This is a genomic window from Oceanobacter sp. ABM4_470 (genome assembly GCF_056158645.1).
In genome coordinates, this window is record NZ_JBSWTR010000001.1 from 1864672 (window position 1) to 1883426 (window position 18755).

The 18755-nt window shown below is 53.1% G+C and carries 15 protein-coding genes; 3 read left to right on the forward strand and 12 right to left on the reverse strand.

What is annotated here, in order from left to right:
* Positions 1–101: 101 nt before the first annotated feature.
* The 9 genes from sucD to sdhC all read right to left on the reverse strand — a co-directional run bounded on the left by sucD (position 102) and on the right by sdhC (position 11324).
* A complete protein-coding gene (gene sucD / locus ACXADJ_RS08190) occupies positions 102–974 on the reverse strand; it encodes a succinate--CoA ligase subunit alpha (protein ID WP_028292546.1) in 873 nt (290 codons plus the stop codon).
* A gap of 9 nt (positions 975–983) precedes the next feature.
* Entirely contained in the window at positions 984–2150 is a 1167-nt protein-coding gene (gene sucC, locus ACXADJ_RS08195; protein WP_028292547.1) for an ADP-forming succinate--CoA ligase subunit beta, read from the reverse strand.
* Between the two features lie 152 nt (positions 2151–2302).
* On the reverse strand, positions 2303–3742 hold the full coding sequence (lpdA, locus tag ACXADJ_RS08200; protein ID WP_475064658.1) for a dihydrolipoyl dehydrogenase: 1440 nt from the start codon (positions 3740–3742) through the stop codon (positions 2303–2305).
* Between the two features lie 21 nt (positions 3743–3763).
* Positions 3764–4963 (reverse strand): 2-oxoglutarate dehydrogenase complex dihydrolipoyllysine-residue succinyltransferase, encoded by a 1200-nt coding sequence (gene odhB, locus ACXADJ_RS08205; protein ID WP_028292549.1) that lies wholly within the window; start codon positions 4961–4963, stop codon positions 3764–3766.
* A 26-nt stretch (positions 4964–4989) separates the two neighbouring features.
* Positions 4990–7827 carry a 2-oxoglutarate dehydrogenase E1 component gene (locus tag ACXADJ_RS08210; protein ID WP_475064661.1) on the reverse strand — a complete coding sequence of 946 codons (2838 nt, stop codon included), beginning with the start codon at positions 7825–7827 and terminating at the stop codon, positions 4990–4992.
* Positions 7828–8108: 281 nt separating this feature from the next.
* Entirely contained in the window at positions 8109–8819 is a 711-nt protein-coding gene (locus tag ACXADJ_RS08215) for a succinate dehydrogenase iron-sulfur subunit (RefSeq protein ID WP_028292551.1), read from the reverse strand.
* Positions 8820–8832: 13 nt separating this feature from the next.
* Entirely contained in the window at positions 8833–10605 is a 1773-nt protein-coding gene (sdhA, locus tag ACXADJ_RS08220; RefSeq protein ID WP_475064664.1) for a succinate dehydrogenase flavoprotein subunit, read from the reverse strand.
* Positions 10606–10608: 3 nt separating this feature from the next.
* The gene (sdhD, locus tag ACXADJ_RS08225) at positions 10609–10956 is read right to left on the reverse strand and encodes a succinate dehydrogenase, hydrophobic membrane anchor protein (protein WP_028292553.1); all 348 of its coding nucleotides are present in this window, start codon (positions 10954–10956) and stop codon (positions 10609–10611) included.
* A complete protein-coding gene (sdhC, locus tag ACXADJ_RS08230; RefSeq protein ID WP_084644848.1) occupies positions 10950–11324 on the reverse strand; it encodes a succinate dehydrogenase, cytochrome b556 subunit in 375 nt (124 codons plus the stop codon). Before sdhC ends, sdhD begins: the two co-directional genes overlap by 7 nt.
* A 371-nt stretch (positions 11325–11695) precedes the next feature.
* Here sdhC and gltA point away from each other — a divergent pair, with 371 nt between their 5' ends.
* On the forward strand, positions 11696–12973 hold the full coding sequence (gene gltA, locus ACXADJ_RS08235; RefSeq protein WP_475064672.1) for a citrate synthase: 1278 nt from the start codon (positions 11696–11698) through the stop codon (positions 12971–12973).
* 534 nt (positions 12974–13507) lie between these two features.
* The gene (locus ACXADJ_RS08240; RefSeq protein WP_475064675.1) at positions 13508–14110 is read left to right on the forward strand and encodes a hypothetical protein; all 603 of its coding nucleotides are present in this window, start codon (positions 13508–13510) and stop codon (positions 14108–14110) included.
* 101 nt (positions 14111–14211) lie between these two features.
* On the opposite strand, the gene ACXADJ_RS08245 is transcribed toward ACXADJ_RS08240, so the two are convergent.
* Both ACXADJ_RS08245 and ACXADJ_RS08250 read right to left on the reverse strand, forming a co-directional pair.
* Complete coding sequence (locus ACXADJ_RS08245; protein WP_475064678.1) at positions 14212–15066, reverse strand: MOSC domain-containing protein; 855 nt, start codon at positions 15064–15066, stop codon at positions 14212–14214.
* 115 nt (positions 15067–15181) lie between these two features.
* Complete coding sequence (locus tag ACXADJ_RS08250) at positions 15182–16117, reverse strand: chemotaxis protein CheV (RefSeq protein ID WP_475064680.1); 936 nt, start codon at positions 16115–16117, stop codon at positions 15182–15184.
* 366 nt (positions 16118–16483) lie between these two features.
* Between ACXADJ_RS08250 and ACXADJ_RS08255 the strand changes: the two genes are divergently transcribed.
* Entirely contained in the window at positions 16484–17713 is a 1230-nt protein-coding gene (locus ACXADJ_RS08255; RefSeq protein WP_475064683.1) for an EAL and HDOD domain-containing protein, read from the forward strand.
* Here the strand turns inward: ACXADJ_RS08255 and waaC are convergent.
* Positions 17697–18737: a lipopolysaccharide heptosyltransferase I gene (gene waaC, locus ACXADJ_RS08260; RefSeq protein ID WP_475064686.1), complete on the reverse strand. Its 1041-nt coding sequence runs from the start codon at positions 18735–18737 to the stop codon at positions 17697–17699. The two genes, ACXADJ_RS08255 and waaC, sit on opposite strands and share 17 nt — an antisense overlap.
* Positions 18738–18755: the final 18 nt, after the last annotated feature.

Consider the following 18755-nt stretch of genomic DNA (forward strand, 5'->3'; position numbering starts at 1 on the left):
AACTGGCCAGAAGTGAGCCCGACTCCCGACTTCCGACTCCCCAAAAACAAAAAAACCCGCGACAAGCGCGGGTTTTTCAAAGATCAGATCAGTGGTAAAACTTACCAGCCAGTCTTTTCCTTCAGAGCTGCACCGATGTCAGCCAGGCTGCGAACGGTGGTTACACCAGCGTCGTTCAGAGCGGCGAACTTCTCGTCAGCAGTACCCTTACCACCGGAGATGATGGCACCAGCGTGGCCCATACGCTTACCAGCAGGAGCAGTAACACCAGCGATGTAGGAAACTACAGGCTTGGTTACGTTTTCCTTGATGAAGGCAGCGGCTTCTTCTTCAGCGGTACCACCGATTTCACCAATCATAACGATGGCTTCAGTCGCTGGATCTTCCTGGAACAATTTCAGGATGTCGATGAAGTTGGAGCCCGGGATTGGGTCACCACCGATACCAACACAGGTAGACTGGCCGAAACCGTAGTCAGTAGTCTGCTTAACGGCTTCGTAAGTCAGAGTACCGGAACGGGATACGATGCCCACTTTACCTGGCAGGTGGATGTGACCTGGCATGATGCCGATCTTGCATTCGCCTGGGGTGATAACGCCTGGGCAGTTAGGGCCGATCAGGGTAACACCCAGCTCGTCACACTTAACTTTGGCATCCAGCATGTCCAGAGTAGGAATACCTTCAGTGATACAAACGATCAGTTTGATACCGCCGTTGGCCGCTTCCAGGATGGAATCCTTACAGAAAGGCGCTGGTACGTAGATAACGGATGCTTCAGCACCAGTTGCTTCAACAGCTTCAGCAACGGTGTTGAATACTGGCAGACCCAGGTGAGTCTGACCGCCTTTACCCGGAGTTACACCACCAACCATTTTGGTGCCGTATGCGATGGCTTGTTCAGAGTGGAAAGTACCCTGAGCACCAGTGAAACCCTGACAGATAACCTTGGTGTCTTTGTTGATAAGAATGCTCATGATATCCCCTTATTCGCCAGCAGCTGCTGCAACAACTTTCTTGGCAGCGCCTGCCAGGTCGGTGTCGGCAATGATGTTCAGACCAGATTCAGACAGAACCTTGGTGCCCAGTTCAGCGTTGTTACCCTGCAGACGAACAACAACAGGAACTTCAACACCCACTTCCTTAACAGCGCCGATAACGCCTTCTGCGATCATGTCACAACGTACGATACCGCCGAAGATGTTGATGAATACGGCTTTAACAGCGTCGTCGGACAGAATGATCTTGAACGCTTCAACAACGCGTTCCTTGGTAGCGCCGCCACCAACGTCCAGGAAGTTTGCAGGGTTACCACCGTGCAGCTTCACGATATCCATGGTACCCATGGCCAGACCAGCACCGTTCACCATGCAGCCGATGTCACCATCCAGTGCTACGTAGTTCAGTTCCCACTGAGCAGCGTGAGCTTCACGAGCATCTTCCTGGGAAGGATCGTGCATCTCTTGCAGGTCTTTGTGACGGTAAACAGCGTTGCTGTCGATACCGATCTTGGCGTCCAGACAGTGCAGGTTACCTTCTGGAGTGATTACCAGCGGATTGATTTCCAGCAGCGCCAGGTCTTTGTCCTGGAACAGTTTCGCCAGACCCATGAAGATCTTGGTGAACTGCTTGATCTGGTCACCTTGCAGACCCAGTTTGAAAGCCAGATCGCGAGCCTGGTATGGCTGAGCACCAACCAGTGGATCAACAGTTGCTTTCAGAATCTTTTCTGGAGTTTCTTCAGCAACTTTCTCGATCTCAACACCACCTTCAGTAGAGGCCATGAAGACGATACGACGAGTGGAACGGTCAACAACCGCACCCAGATACAGTTCCTGATCAATATCAGTGCAGCTCTCAACCAGAATGCGGCTTACAGGCTGGCCTTTTTCGTCAGTCTGGTAAGTAACCAGGTTTTTGCCCAGCCACTGCTCAGCAAATGCCTTGATTTCTTCTTTGGAGTCAACCAGCTTTACGCCACCTGCCTTACCACGGCCACCGGCGTGCACCTGGGCTTTAACAACCCACTTGTCACCACCGATTTCGTCAGCCGCTGCTGCCGCTTCTTCTGCAGTCTTGGCTGCCACACCCTTGGATACTGGCAGACCGTACTGAGCAAAAAGCTGTTTACCCTGATATTCGTGAAGGTTCATCGCTTTCGTCCTGTTTCTTTTCTTTGTCGAGGATTACCCGACAGCCTGTGTTAACTGAACAACCTTTATGGGGTACGCAAAAACACTCTGCGTTGAAGTTCAGCAATATAAGCAAAGGCCCGGTCTAGCCGGGCCATTGTTTTTATCGGATCTTATTTTCTGGATTTACGATTCACTTTGTGGATCGCGGAGTTGCTAACAGCCAGGGCCGCTTCGTGAACTGCTTCAGAAACGGTTGGGTGAGCAAATACCATCATGCCGATATCTTCTGCGCTGGAACCGAATTCCATCGCAATTACAATCTGCTGACACAGGTCACCGGCGTTAGGACCCACGATGTGAGCGCCCAGGATGCGGTCTGTTTCAGCATGTGCAATGATTTTAACGAAGCCATCAGTCTGGTTGCTGGCCATCGCACGACCTACGGCCGCGAATGGGAACATACCCGTGTTGTATGGTTCGCCATCTGCCTTAACCTGTTCTTCGGTCTTACCTACCCAGGCAATTTCTGGCGCAGTGTAGATAACGGAAGGGATCACGTCGTAGTTCATCTGCGCAGCGTGGCCATGGATGCGCTCGGCAACCATAACGCCTTCTTCAGATGCTTTGTGAGCCAGCATTGGACCACGAACAACGTCACCGATTGCCCAGATACCTGGAGCAGCAGTCTGACAGCTGTCGTCTACGTGGATAAAGCCACGCTCGTCCAGGTTCACACCACAGTCAGCAGCCAGCAGGCCGTCAGTGAATGGCTTACGGCCAACAGCAACGATCAGCTTGTCGAAGGTTTCGGACTTCTCTTCACCGCCTTCCTGGAAGGTAACGGTTACTTTGCCGTCTTTCACTTCAGAACCGGTCACGCGAGCGCCCAGACGGATGTCCATGCCCTGCTTGGTGAACAGCTTCTGAGCTTCTTTGGAAACCGCAGAGTCAGCAACGTGCAGGAACTTGTCCTGTGCTTCCAGAACGGTAACTTTGGCGCCCAGACGGCCCCATACGGAACCCAGTTCCAGACCGATAACACCGGCACCGATTACGCCCAGCTTCTCAGGTACTTCCTTGAATTCCAGAGCGCCAGTGCTGTCGACGATGATGTCTTCAGTCAGTGGAGCTGGTGGAATGTTGAAAGGTACAGAACCGGTCGCAATGATGATGTTCTCGGCTTCGATCTGTTCAGCTTCACCACCGTGAGGAGTGAACTCAACTTTCTTGCCAGCCAGAACCTTACCAACACCTTCCAGAGCAGTAACGCCGTTACCCTTGAACAGGCCAGCAACACCCATGGTCAGGTTTTTAACGATCTGGTCCTTGCGAGCCAGCATCTTGCTGACATCCATGGTGATGTCGCCAGCACCAATGCCGTGCATATCGAAATCATGCTTGGCTTCTTCGTACTTGTGGGAAGTATCCAGCAGCGCCTTGGATGGGATACAACCAACGTTCAGACAGGTACCGCCGTAAACGCCTTTACCTTCTTTGTTCACCCACTTGTCGATACAAGCGGTTTTCAGGCCCAACTGTGCACAGCGGATGGCAGCTACATAGCCGCCAGGACCGCCGCCGATAACGACTACATCAAATTTCTTGCTCATTACGAATCCTTAAAAGTCCGATTAAACGTCCAGCAGCATACGTGCAGGGTCTTCCAGCAGGTCCTTGATGGTTACCAGGAACTGAACCGCTTCCTTACCATCGATCATGCGGTGATCGTATGACAATGCCAGATACATCATTGGCAGGATCTCAACCTTGCCATTCACCGCCATAGGACGCTCCTGAATCTTGTGCATACCCATAATTGCGGTCTGCGGTGGGTTCAGGATTGGGGTAGACATCAGGGAACCGAACACACCACCGTTGGTGATAGTGAAGGTACCGCCCTGCATGTCTTCCATGCCCAACTTGCCATCACGGCCACGTTTGGCGAAGTCACCAATAGTGCCTTCGATTTCAGCCAGGCCCATGCTGTCGGTATCGCGCAGAACAGGAACAACCAGACCGCGATCGGTAGATACGGCAACACCGATATCCTGATAACCGTGGTATACCATGTCGTTACCGTCGATAGACGCGTTAACTGCTGGGAAACGCTTGAGCGCTTCAGTGGCAGCTTTAACGAAGAAAGACATGAAGCCCAGTTTGACGCCATGTACTTTTTCGAACTGCTCTTTATAGGTTTTACGCAGTTCCATTACTGGCTTCATGTTGACTTCGTTGTACGTAGTCAGCATGGCTGCGTTTTGTTGTGCATCCACCAGACGCTTGGCGATGGTGGCGCGCAGACGAGTCATTGGGACGCGTTTTTCAACACGCTCGCCTGCTGGAACGGCTGCTACAGGTGCTGCGGCAGGAGCCGGAGCAGCCGCTGGCTTGGCGCCGTTCTTGATGTGGTTCTGTACATCTTCCTTGGTCACGCGACCGCCTTTGCCAGTGCCCTTGACTGCAGACAGGGCAACGCCCTTCTCTTCAGCCAGCTTGCGAGCAGCCGGGTTAACCAGGGAATCATCATCAGACGCAGCTGGTGCGGCTTCGGCAGCCGGTGCAGCTTCAGCGGCAGGCGCTGCAGCAGCAACGTCGCCTTCAACAAATACAGCCAGGACTTCGTCGCTCAGGACAACGTCGTCAGCGTTTTTGAAGATTTCTTTCAGGGTGCCGTTAGCAGGAGCCACAACTTCCAACACAACCTTGTCGGTTTCAATATCAACCAGCAGTTCATCACGTTCTACTGGTTCACCTGGCTGCTTGTGCCAGGTAGCGACGGTACCGTCTGCAACGGACTCAGGAAAAGTCGGGGCCTTGATTTCGATGCTCATTATTTTTTCCTTAGGTGTTCCTGCTATTAGCCCTGAATGTCCAGAGCGTCTGTGATGTATTCTTCAAGCTGCTGCAAGTGCAGAGCCATGTAACCAGCGGCCGGAGATGCTGCTGCCGCGCGGCCTGCGTATTGCAGCTCCACGTCGAGGCCGATGGAGCTGATTGCACGCTCCATGTAATGGTTGCTGCTGTACCAGGCACCCATGTTTTTCGGCTCTTCCTGTACCCAGTAGATCTCTTTCAGGTTGGTGTACTTGGCCAACTCTGCTTCAAGATCGTCGTGTGGGAACGGATACAGCTGTTCAATACGAACGATGGCGATGTCATTGATTTCTTCGGCACGACGACGTTCCAACAGATCGTAGTAGACCTTGCCGGAACACATCAGTACACGGCGTACTGCTGCCGGGTCCAGATCATCCTGCTCACTGATCACGGTCTGGAAGCTGCCTTCAGCCAGTTCTTCCAGGGTGCTGGTAGCCAGCTTGTGACGCAGCAGGCTCTTAGGTGACATAACCACCATCGGCTTACGCAGCGGACGAATCACCTGACGACGCAGCATGTGGTACACCTGAGCCGGTGTGGAAGGAACACAGATTTGTACGTTGTGTTCAGCACACAGTTGCAGGTAACGCTCCAGACGAGCAGAAGAGTGCTCAGGGCCCTGACCTTCATAGCCGTGTGGCAGCAACATGGTCAGACCACACAGACGGCCCCACTTGCTTTCACCGGAGGAAATGAACTGGTCGAATACCACCTGGGCACCGTTGGCGAAATCACCAAACTGGGCTTCCCAGATCACCAGCGCGTTTGGCGTGGTGGTGGCGTAACCATATTCAAATGCCAGTACCGCTTCTTCAGACAGCAGCGAGTCGTAGATGGCTACGTCTGGCTGGTCTTCTTTCAGATTGGCCAGAGGCACGAACGTGCTGGCGTCTTTCTGGTTGTGCAATACCGCATGACGGTGAGAGAAGGTACCACGACCCACGTCCTGACCGGTCAGACGGACCTGGTGACCTTCGTCGACCAGCGTGGCATACGCCATGGTCTCGGCAAAGCCCCAGTTGATTGGCGTCGCACCGGCAGCCATGCGGCCACGGTCTTCCAGAATCTTGCCAACCTGACGCTGAATGGCGAAACCTTCTGGAGTTTCCAGAAGTTTGTTAGCCAGTTCTTGCAGACGGCCCAGATCGAAGGTGGTGTCTGCCTTGGCAGTCCAGCCGTGACCCAGGTAAGGGGTCCAGTCGACGAACATCTCAGAGTTTGGCTCTTTCACCAGACTCTTCACAACGTGCTGACCTGCATCCAGAGCGCTACGGTACTCTTCTTCCAGCGCCTTGACGCCTTCCGCAGAGATTGCACCCTCTTCTACCAGCTTGGCAGCGTACTGCTCACGAGTGGTCTTTTGCTTCTTGATCTGAGCGTACATCAGCGGCTGGGTGCCGGATGGCTCATCTGCTTCGTTGTGACCACGACGACGGTAACAAACCAGGTCGATCACAACGTCTTTCTTGAACTCGCGACGGTAGTCAGCAGCCACCTGAGCTACAAACAGAACCGCTTCAGGATCATCGCCATTCACATGCAGGATTGGCGCTTCGATCATTTTCGCAACGTCAGTACAGTATTCGGTGGAACGCACATCAACACGCTTGGAGGTGGTGAAACCAACCTGGTTGTTGATCACGACACGAACGGTACCGCCGGTTTTATAAGCACGAGTCTGGGACATCTGGAAGGTTTCCATCACCACACCCTGACCTGCGAATGCAGAGTCACCGTGCAGAGTGATTGGTACAACCTTCTCGCCAGTATTGTCTTCACGACGATCCTGACGGGCGCGCACAGAACCTTCAACCACTGGGGACACAATTTCCAGGTGGGACGGGTTAAATGCCATGGCCAGGTGCACTTCGCCGCCAGAGGTCATCACGTTGGAAGAGAAACCCTGGTGGTACTTAACGTCGCCGTGGTGCTTGTATTCCGCCTTGCCATCGAATTCGTCGAACAAATCAGAAGGCTTTTTACCCAGGGTGTTGATCAGGGTATTCAGACGACCACGGTGGGCCATACCGATGACGATTTCCTTGGCGCCGTAGGAACCAAAGCGCTGGATCAGTTCGTCCATCAGTGGAATCAGGGACTCACCGCCTTCCAAACCGAAACGCTTGACGCCCGGGTAACGGGAACCCAGATATTTTTCCAGACCTTCAGCTGCGGTCAGACGCTCCAGCAGGTGCATCTTGACGTCGCCACTGAATTTCGGATGAGAGCGGGCACTCTCCAGACGCTGTTGGAACCAACGCTGTTCCGCGGTGTTCACGATGTGCATAAACTCAGCACCAATCGTTCCGCAGTAGGTGGCTTCCAACGCATCAATGATTTCTTTCAGCGTCGCTTCTTCCTGACCGATGAACAGGGTGCCACATTGGAAGGTGGTATCCAGATCAGCTTTGGAGAGGCCATGGAAGTGGAGGTCGAGATCAGGAACAGACTCACGAGCCATCAAGTTAAGTGGGTCCAGCTTGGCCTGTTGATGACCGCGGCCGCGGTAGGCATTAATCAGCTGGAGAACCTGCACCTGTTTGCGCTCATGTTCGGTGCTGACACTGCTGGCCGCTACCGGACGGGCACGATGCTGGTTTTTGGAAATGAGCAGAAACTGTTCACGAATCGGCTTATGGGGAGTGTCGACGGTAACGCTTTCGTCGGCTCGCGGGAGTTGGTCAAAATAGCTGCGCCATTTCTCGGAAACCTCACTAGGATCCCGGAGATAGGCTTCATAGAGCTCTTCTATGTAAGCAAGACTTCCACCATCGAGATGGGAGGTGCTCCATAGCTGCTCCATTGTCTGCTCGTGCATGTACGATCACCCTGTTCCTGAAGTATTGGGGACGATCACCCACAGAGATGGCTGCGCCGACTCTAGCAATGCGAGGCAAGTAGAGGGCCGACTGGTTAAGTCGCAAGGCCTCTGAGGTGAAACAGGAATACCCTGTTGATCCCTCAATGTCGTTTTTTACTTATGTACACGCGCCTTGTAAGCGCGAGGTTGCGCGATTTTTTACGAAAACGAGCTGTGTGTCCAGCCCACTTACGTCTATACAGAACCCCTGAAACACAGGGGTTCCGATAGTTTGCAGATTAAATCTGCTGATTCAACAGCATATTGCGAATATGGCCGATTGCCCTTGTCGGATTCAGACCTTTAGGACAAACGTTCACACAGTTCATAATGCCGCGGCAACGGAACACACTGAATGGATCAGACAGATCCGTCAGACGCTCTGCTGTGGTGGTGTCACGGCTGTCCGCCAGGAAGCGGTAAGCCTGCAACAGACCGGATGGACCAACGAACTTGTCAGGGTTCCACCAGAATGAAGGACACGCGGTCGAACAACATGCACACAAGATACACTCGTACAGGCCATCCAGCTTCTCACGGTCTTCAGGAGACTGCAGACGCTCAATAGCAGGTGCTGGCGTATCGTTCTGCAAGTACGGCTTGATGCGCTCGTACTGCTTGTAGAACATGGACATATCAATGACCAGATCACGGATCACTGGCATGCCAGGCAGAGGACGCAGCACCAGCTTGTCCATTTTGCCCTTGGTAGCTTCAGAGATCGGAGTGATACAGGCCAGGCCGTTCTTGCCGTTGATGTTCATACCGTCAGAGCCACAAACACCCTCACGGCAGGAACGACGGTAAGCAAAACCGGTATCCTGTTCTTTCACCAGAGCCAGAACATCCAGAACCATCACATCTTTACCACCAGGGATATCGATGTTGTAGTCCTGCATGTATGGCGCAGAATCCTTCTCTGGGTTGTAGCGATAGACACTTACTAACATTGCATACCTCCCATTAATAGGTACGGATTTTCGGTGGGAACGCTTCGACTGTCTTCGGAGCGAAGTTTACAGCGCGCTTGCCAACAGACTTGGTCTGAGGGAAGTACAGAGAGTGGCACAGCCAGTTCTCGTCATCACGCTCAGTGTAGTCATTACGGGCATGAGCACCACGGGACTCCTTACGCTCTACCGCCGCAACCGCTGTTGCGTAGGCAGTTTCAAACAGGTTGTCCAGCTCCAGTGCTTCAATGCGTGCTGTGTTGAACGCACCGCTCTTGTCGTCCAGAACCGTGTTCTTAACGCGCTCGCCGATTTCGTCCAGCATCTTCAGACCCTTCTCCATGGAAGGACCTTCACGGAATACACCGAAGTAGAGCTGCATGGTCTTCTGCAGTTCCGCACGAACGTCAGCAACACTCTCACCAGTGGAGCTGTTGTTCAGACGGTTCAGACGGGACATGGCGCGATCGATGTCTTCCTGAGACACCTCAGCACCTTCAAAACCGTCCTTGAAGCTCTGTTCAACTTGCAGACCAACCGCACGACCGAATACCACCAGGTCGAGCAGTGAGTTACCACCCAGACGGTTGGCACCGTGTACGGATACACAAGCGATCTCACCAGCAGCATACAGACCGTCAACAACCTGGTCGTTACCGTCAGCATCAATTGTCAGCGCCTGACCACCGATATTGGTCGGAACACCACCCATCATGTAGTGACAGGTTGGAACAACCGGAATTGGCACTTTCACAGGGTCCGCGTGAGCGAAGGTACGGGACAGCTCCAGAATACCTGGCAGCTTGGCGTTCAGGGTTTCTTCACCCAGGTGATCCAGCTTCAGGAATACGTGGTCACCGTTTTCACCACAGCCACGGCCTTCCAGAATTTCCAGAACCATGGAACGGGCAACAACGTCACGACCCGCAAGGTCTTTGGCGTTTGGAGCGTAACGCTCCATGAAGCGTTCGCCGTCCTTATTGATGAGGTAACCACCCTCACCACGACAGCCTTCAGTTACCAGTACACCCGCGCCGGCGATACCGGTTGGGTGGAACTGCCACATTTCCATATCCTGCATTGGAACACCGGCACGCAGTGCCATACCCACACCGTCACCGGTGTTGATCAATGCATTGGTAGTGGACTGGTAGATACGACCCGCACCACCGGTAGCCAGTACGGTTGCCTTGGCTTTGATGTATACGGTTTCACCCGTCTCGATGCAGATAGCAATAACGCCCGCTACCTGACCCTTGGCGTTTTTCACCAGATCAACGGCGTACCATTCGTTCAGGAAGGTAGTACCGCCTTTCAGGTTACCCTGGTACAGGGCGTGCAGCAGCGCGTGACCGGTACGGTCAGCAGCAGCACAGGTACGAGCGGCCTGGCCACCCTTACCGAAATCCTTCGACTGACCACCGAAAGGACGCTGGTAGATACGGCCGTTTTCAAAACGGGAGAATGGCAGACCCATGTGCTCCAGTTCGAATACAGCCTGAGGACCTACGGAACACATGTATTCGATAGCGTCCTGGTCACCGATGTAGTCGGAACCCTTAACGGTATCGTACATGTGCCAACGCCAATCATCGTTCGGATCAGCAGACGCGATCGCACAGGTAATACCGCCCTGGGCGGATACCGTGTGGGAACGGGTCGGGAATACTTTGGTCACACAAGCGGTCTTGATGCCGGCTTCGGTCAACTGCAGCGCTGCACGCATACCAGCACCGCCACCACCAATTACGATGGCATCAAAGGACAATGTTCTGATAGATGACATAACTTACACGCTCCAGAGGATATCGATACCCCAAACGAGGTAAACAAACAGAAAACCTGCACACACCAGCTGGAATACGGTACGAACGCCAGCGTTTTTCAGGTAGTCAGTTGAGATGGTCCACATACCTACCCAGGCGTGGGCACAAATCGAAATCAGAGCAGCCAGACTGAATACTTTCATCCAGGTCTGGGAGAACAGGCCCTGCCACTGGCCGTAGGTCAGATCCGGCGTTGCCACCAGAAAACCCACCAGAAACAGAGTGTAAAGGGCAAGAACGACAGCAGTCAGGCGCTGGACGATCCAATCATACAGGCCACTGCGGCCCAGGTTTGTGACACTTGTTACCATACCCAAACTCCTGCCAGTACGATTACAACTACGCCCAGTACCAGAGTAATCATGGCACCAGTACGTCCGCTTTCTTTGGTTTCACCAATTCCCATGTCCATCAACAGGTGTTTGATACCTGCCACAAAGTGGTAACCGAGGGCGGAAACAATGCCCCAGGTGATGAACTTGACCAATCCATTATCAAAAGCACTCATCAGGCTTTCGAAGCCTTGTTCAGATTCCAGCGAGGTCGCAAGTGCAGTCAGCATGAAGGCAACAGCGAAAAACAGGATGAAACCGGAGATACGGTGAATAATGGACGCTTTGGCGGGAAGTGGGAGCTCAATAGTAGAAAGATCTAGGTTTGTAGGTCTATTGCTATTCACGGCTCTTTACACTCTCTTATGGGCTTGTTCTGCCGTCTGACGCAGCAGGGCAAGCGCGGGCTCAAGAAGACGACCGTAGCGTGTACAAGGTTTGCACAAGTTTTACGGCCGCGACAAATTATAGTCACGCACCGACCCTTTTACAAACACTTCAGACACCCTGAAACCGCTTCTCTACTACTATCGTATAAATAGACTGGATTTATGAATGCCAATGTTTCCGGGAATACACGGATATATGCCACAATGAACAACATATATGCTCGGAGGTCAGTAATTGACAAAGCTGCTTCAGAACCTATAGTAAACGCCCTTAATTAGAGGTAACGCCTTAATAATTGGGCTTAATTTGAACAGCAGGAGGCCTATCCATGGCTGACAAAAAAGCAATACTAACAGTCGACGGCATCGATGAATCCCTGGAACTCCCGGTGTATGAAGGCACCCTGGGACAGGACGTAGTCGATGTTCGTAGCCTGACTGGCAAAGGCCTGTTTACTTATGATCCCGGCTTCGTTTCCACTGCGGCAACCGAATCCAAGATCACCTATATCGACGGCGCCAAGGGTGTATTGCTGCACCGCGGCTACCCGATTGAACAGCTGGCAGAGAAATCCGACTACCTGGAAACCTGCTACCTGTTGCTGCACGGCGAACTGCCAACCGCAGAACAGAAGGCTACATTTGTAAGCACCATCAAGAACCACACCATGGTTCATGAGCAGCTGAGCCACTTCTTCAACGGATTCCGTCGTGACGCACACCCAATGGCCATTATGTGTGGTGTTGTGGGCGCCTTGTCCGCGTTCTACCACGACTCACTGGACATTCACGATGAAAACCACCGTGTCATCTCCGCTCACCGTCTGATTGCCAAGATGCCTACTCTGGCCGCCATGGTTTACAAGTACTCCATTGGCCAGCCATTCATGTACCCACGTAATGACTTGAGCTACGGCGAAAACTTCCTTCACATGATGTTCAACACCCCATGTGAAGAGAAAGAAATCAGCCCGGTTCTGGCCAAGGCAATGGATCGCATCTTCCTGTTGCACGCCGACCACGAACAGAACGCTTCCACGTCTACCGTTCGTCTGGCTGGCTCTACCGGTGCCAACCCGTTCGCCTGTATTGCCGCGGGTATTGCTGCCCTGTGGGGTCCTGCTCACGGTGGTGCTAACGAAGCCGTACTGGTGATGCTGAACGAAATCGGTGACGAATCCAACATCGACAAGTTCATCGCCAAAGCCAAGGACAAGGACGATCCGTTCCGCCTGATGGGCTTCGGTCACCGTGTTTACAAGAACTTCGACCCACGCGCCAAGGTTATGAAACAGACCTGCGACGAAGTTCTGGCTGAACTGGGCATGGAAAACGATCCTCTGCTTAAGATCGCCATGAAACTGGAAAAAATTGCGACAGAAGACGAGTACTTCGTCAAACGTGGCCTGTACCCGAACGTCGATTTCTACTCCGGTATCATCCTGAAAGCCATCGGCATCCCGACTGAGCTGTTCACCGTGATCTTTGCCACCGGCCGTACTCCAGGCTGGATTGCACACTGGAATGAGATGATCAGCGGCGACTACCGCATCGGCCGTCCACGCCAGCTGTACACCGGTCACACCAAGCGTGACTACCCGGGCTAATATCCGGAAATAAATAAAAAAGCCGCTATTCAGCGGCTTTTTTATTGCCCCGAGAAAACATATCCGGGCAAATCAAAAACAAATACCCGGTGCATTTTATGAATATCCACCAAGGTTATATTCAAAATAAACACAGAATATATTTATCCTTTAGTCATATATTTCTGATCGCAAAACAACCAATGTCCACATTGGCGCAACTCACAAAACACACCCTCCAATATGCCGAACGTCATATCCCGCCAAGGTGAATGTGTCGCATTCCACCCAAAATAAATAAGCCATAAAATGAATCACAATGCCCTTCAAGCACCTGACGAGGAGGCCACCTGACTCAACAATTTGACTATCTGCAGCCACAACCTCCAGCCATGCCTGACCACACCACTCGCCCCTTCGATCTGCCAGCCTGCAACAAGCCCAAAGAACCTGCATTTACCCCCAACACCAGAGGCACAAAAAATAACGCCAAAACACAGCAAAAACAGTCAGTTGATCTAGAGTAAAAAGATAGCTTCAGCCAGGATTTTTACCATGACCAACGATCGCCACAGCATTGCAGGACAAGCACACCCTGAAAATCAGGAGATGGACTGGAGCCAGGTTGGCGAAACCATGGCCATGCTGGCACTGGCGGTCGCCCAAATAGAGACCTCTCTTAACGAAGGCGGCCAATCCGTCGACAAGCTCTCCACCAACTTCACCGCCATGGCAGACAACACCCGCCGCATTTTGCAGATTACTGAAACAGAATCGAATCAGATCGAAGAACCTGCCGCCAGCACCATCAAAAGCGAGATTCATCAGATCGCCTCGCAGGTGAATCAGGAGATTCAGGAATCCATCATCGCCTTTCAGTTCTACGATCGCCTCAGTCAGCGCCTGGATCACGTCTCCCATAGCCTGGAACAAGTCGGACACCTGATGGCCGACAGCGGCGAACGCTACCAGCCAAACTCATGGAAGGCGTTGCAACTGAGGATCAAAGGTTTTTACACCATGGAAGCTGAGCGCATCATGTTTGAACACATCATGTCAGGTCACAGCGTGAGCCAGGCATTGGAAATCTACCGCCACCATTTTGAACAAAGCGCCAACGATGACTTTGGCACCGAGGACGAAATCGAGCTGTTTTAGGGACGCTCTGAATACCTCTAACCAGCAAACAAAAACGGGAAGCACCGCGCTTCCCTTTCGATATACGTCATTACCAGCCGATCAAGTCGGCAGCCAAGTGCTTATTTCACAGCGCTAAACACCATCCCCACCTGCAAAGCATCGATGCTGCGAACAACAGCATTCTGCCCAAATACAATCCCTTTATCAGACAGGCAAAGTGCCTTCAGTGCCGCCACAACGTCCGATTGCTTCTCAAGCGAGTTGATATCACGCGTCGGAATCACACACCGGGTACAAGGCTTCAGGCACAGCAAGGCAGCATTGGACTGCTCACCGCCCAAAACGTCCATGCGCTGCCAATCAAGCTCAGCAAAAGCGGTATCCCCAGCCACCACAACATTGGGACGAAAACGCAACATATCGATGGTCAAACCCGCCTCTGACGACAACGCTGCCAAAGATTCTTCCGCGCACACCAACAAAGGAAATCCATCCGCAAAGGCCACCAGGTCTTGCTCCGCCGCTCGCTCAGGGTCTACCGGCCGATCAACAGTTGCTGGCATATACACCAACCGGGCTTCGCGTCCCAGCACAGTCGTTAGCCAGTCGGCCACTTCGTCACCGCAATCGAGCGCCGAAACGTCATCCCCCCAGACCCTCACCTGACGCGACTGCCAATACGACTGCTGATTCAAATCGATATCACAACCGCCATAACTGGAATTAGCAGCGGAGCCTGTAGCGGAGTGACGGGCAGTCAGAGATAACTTCAACCCATTTTCCAGCAACCCGGTTTGAATATGAGCCATCACGGGTAATTGACGCTGGGTCAGGAACTTGCCTTCGGGCGAGACAACCATAAAGCGACGATCGTGCAGAGGGCCCTGTCGATCAAATTCAATACGATCAACTTCAATTCCAGCACAGGATTTAACGGGATAAATAAACAGGCGGGTGACAGTGAGATCAGTCAAGGGAGACTCCGGCTTCCACAGGCGTTAGTCGAAGCTGGAGCTTAGCCGTTTTGGCGCTGTAAGGCCAAACAGTGAAAACGATAAATTGCGCCGGGGCTCTTACCCCATGAATCCCCTAGCCCATGAAGCGCTTACGCAACAGGCTTTGCACTTCGGTGGCCATTTGGTGCGGAGCAAATTTCGACAGGAAGCCATCACAACCCACTTTTTGCACCATCGCCTTGTTGAAGTTACCTGACAGGGACGTATGCAACACGATGATCAGCTCTTTCAATACAGGGTCCCTTCGCACTTCGGTAGTGAGCATGTAACCGTCCATTTCTGGCATTTCAGCATCGGTGATGATCATGGCAATGTCATTATCGATGTCCATGCCTGATTCCTTCCAATGCATCAGCTGATGATAAGCCTCAAGGCCGTTACTGGCCTCTACAATCTCCAGCCCCATAGGAGTAAGTACTTGCTTCATCTGTCCCAACGCTACTTTTGAATCGTCGACAATGAGTATCTTTTTGCCACGAATCACCGCCAGCAAGTCGTTTTCGTAAATATCATCGGGAAGCTGGGTATCGTACGGATTGATTTCTGCCAACACCTTCTCGACATCAATCACTTCCACAATTTTCTCATCGATGCGGGTAATGGCTGTCAAATAATGCTGACGCCCTGCCCCACCAGGGGGCGGCAGGATTTCATTCCAGTTCATATTCACAATACGATCGACACCACCCACCAGAAACGCCTGAACCGTCATATTGTATTCCGTCACAATAATGGTGGCGTCGACATCATCAACCTTCAAAGGCCCCATCTGGATGGCCTGCCGCAAATCCACCACTGGCACTGTCTGGCCACGCAGGTGAGTGACGCCGCGAACCACAGGATGGCAGTCAGGCAGTGCCGTCAATTTGGGAAGTCGCATCACCTCCTGCACCTTGAAGACATTGATGGCGAAGTGTTGCCGACCACCGAGATGGAACAGCAGAATCTCGAGGCGATTCTGGCCAACCAATTTGGTTCTGGCATCAACACTGCTCAGTACGCCGCTCATAAAAAGCTCCAGCTGTAGACTCTTATAAAAGGTGTATGTAAGTAACCCCGCACGGCACATCCGGGCTCTGGATTCGACTCATGGATTCACATCCCCACTTGAGGCTCGCGGGGCGTGCGTCATTTGCCGCTATTGACGTTTGCGCAACAATTCACAACCCGTTAGCACATAAGGTCGCTCGAGGTCGGCCATAACGTCCAAAGCCGGTTACAATCGAGCGCCACCGAAGCCAGCGACCTCTCAGGATCATGCAGGTTTAAATAGATACTCCCTGAAGTGTAGACAACCCCGAGCAAACTGCATGAGTCGGCTACACTCTAATTTACCAGCGGGCCAAACGGCCGCTTTGCAGTTCAGGATGAGAGAATGATTGATAGCCAGGTTCCCCTGTTGGCGCGCCAGCCGATACTCGACAAGCATCAAAAAACCGTCGGCTATGAGCTACTCAGCAGACCGGTGCCCAACGCCACTCCTGACTGGCAGGATTCTCACGGCGACCAGGCAACCAGCGAAGTCATCATCAATGCCTTTAACGACCTCGGCATCGAAAACGTCACAGGGGGCCTGCCCGCTTTTGTGAATTTCACCCAATACTGGCTGGAAAACCCCCCGATCCTTGGCTGCAAGCACGTCGTTGCAGAGCTGCTGGAACACCTTGAACTGACCGACACTCAGGCCGACCACATTCGTAACTTGCGCAATCAGGGGTTCCAGATCGCCCTCGACGACTTCACCGGCGGCACCATTCCCGCAGCCATTCTGGAATTGGTAGACATCATCAAGGTAGACCTGATGGCACTCGACAACCTAGAGCAGCTGCGCGACATCATGGCCGCCAACCAGCGCCCCGGTTTGAAGTGGCTGGCTGAGAAAGTCGAAACCCGCGCGGAGTTCGAGTTCTGCACCCAATCCGGTTGCGATCTGTTTCAAGGCTTTTTCTTTGCCAAACCTGACGTGATGTACGGCAAGAAGATTCCCGACAACAAACTCACAGTGCTGAAACTCTTGCGCGTACTGAACAATCCCGACAGCGAAGTCGACGAACTGACCCGGGTGATTCAGGCCGACCCTCAAATCAGCTCGCGCATCTTGCAGATGGTCAACGCACCCGCGTTTGCCCCTGCCAGTGAAATCACGTCCATCACCCGAGCCGTAATGACCATGGGACTGGACCGGCTCAAGTCCTGGTCAAACATGCTGGCACTGGGCCAGCTGGACGACAAGCCCGTCGCCTTGCAGGAACAAGCCGTCACCCGTGCCTGCCTCGCTCGCCAACTGGCAGAGCTGTGGCCAGACATGGACAAGGAAACCGCATTTACCGTTGGGCTATTTTCGTTACTGGATGCGTTTGTCGACGTGCCATTGAAAGTGCTGTGCGAGAAACTGCACCTGCCCGCCATGATCAGCGAAGCGCTGCTCAACAACAGTGGTGAGTTGGGAGAAATGTTGAATGTGATCACTCGCCTGGAACAGGCAGACTGGTCATCCCTGGACTGGGCCGCACTGGAACAGCGAGGCCTCAGTTCACAGGAAGTATCACTGGCGTACTATGAAGCCCTGATTGATGCCCGCGACCTGATCAGTTCGCAGCAATAACGTCGGCGCGACCCAACCGTGTGAGCAATTGCTCACACACCCGTGCCGGGCTGATTTCCTGATAACAAGGCGGTTCTACCTCGCCCTCACCCGGGTTCAGGCATTTGCGCGACAGGCACGGTGCGCAATGGTATTCACTCGCCAGCACTTCCATTTCAGGCCCCAGTGCTCCGGTCAGGCTACTGTCTGTTGAGCCATAAATGGCTACCGCCGGAACCTCTAGCGCTGCCGCCACATGGCACAAACCGGTATCAACACCAACAATGGCTTCGGCATATGCCAACCAGGCCGTCAGTTCGTTGAGGCCCATTTTCGGCAGTACTTCAGCCCCTTCAATGCCTTCGGCAATTCGAATCGCACGCTCGTGCTCTTCGTCGTTACCCCACGGCAACACCACCTTACGCCCTTGATCGACAGCCTGCTGTGCCAGGGCTTTCCAGTAACTTTCCGGCCACAACTTGGTAACCCAGGTCGTCCCGTGCAAAAACAGCCAATAATGGCCCTCAATGTTCGGACGCTGCCAACGGCTACGATCAACGCCATAGCTGAATTCAAGCTCTTCGCACTGGTAATCGAACACCTTGCCAAATAGCTCCCTCAACCGGTGAATGGCATGACGCCCTTTGGCTACCGGATACTTCTGTCCATAGGCCAGCGCCGCCAACGATTCCCGCGCGCTGTGTTTATCCAAACCGGCCTTGCGTTGCTTATCGGTTTTCACCAACGATGTGATCATGGCGCTTTTCAGCAATCCTTGAGCGTCCAGTACCAGATCGTATTGCTCGCCATTAAGCTGCTGGCGAAACTCGGCAATTTCCGCCCGGTGTTGGGCACTGAACAACTTCTTGCGCCAACGTCGCCAGGCAACCGGAATCACCTTTCGCACCGCCGGGTGCCAGGCCGGAATCGCCGCAAAGCCTTCTTCTACCACCCAGTCCACGGTTAGCCCCGGCACACTGCGCCAGGCATCTTCCAGTGCCGGCAGGGTATGAAACACATCCCCCAGCGAAGAGGTTTTAATCAACAAGACTTTAAAAGAAGG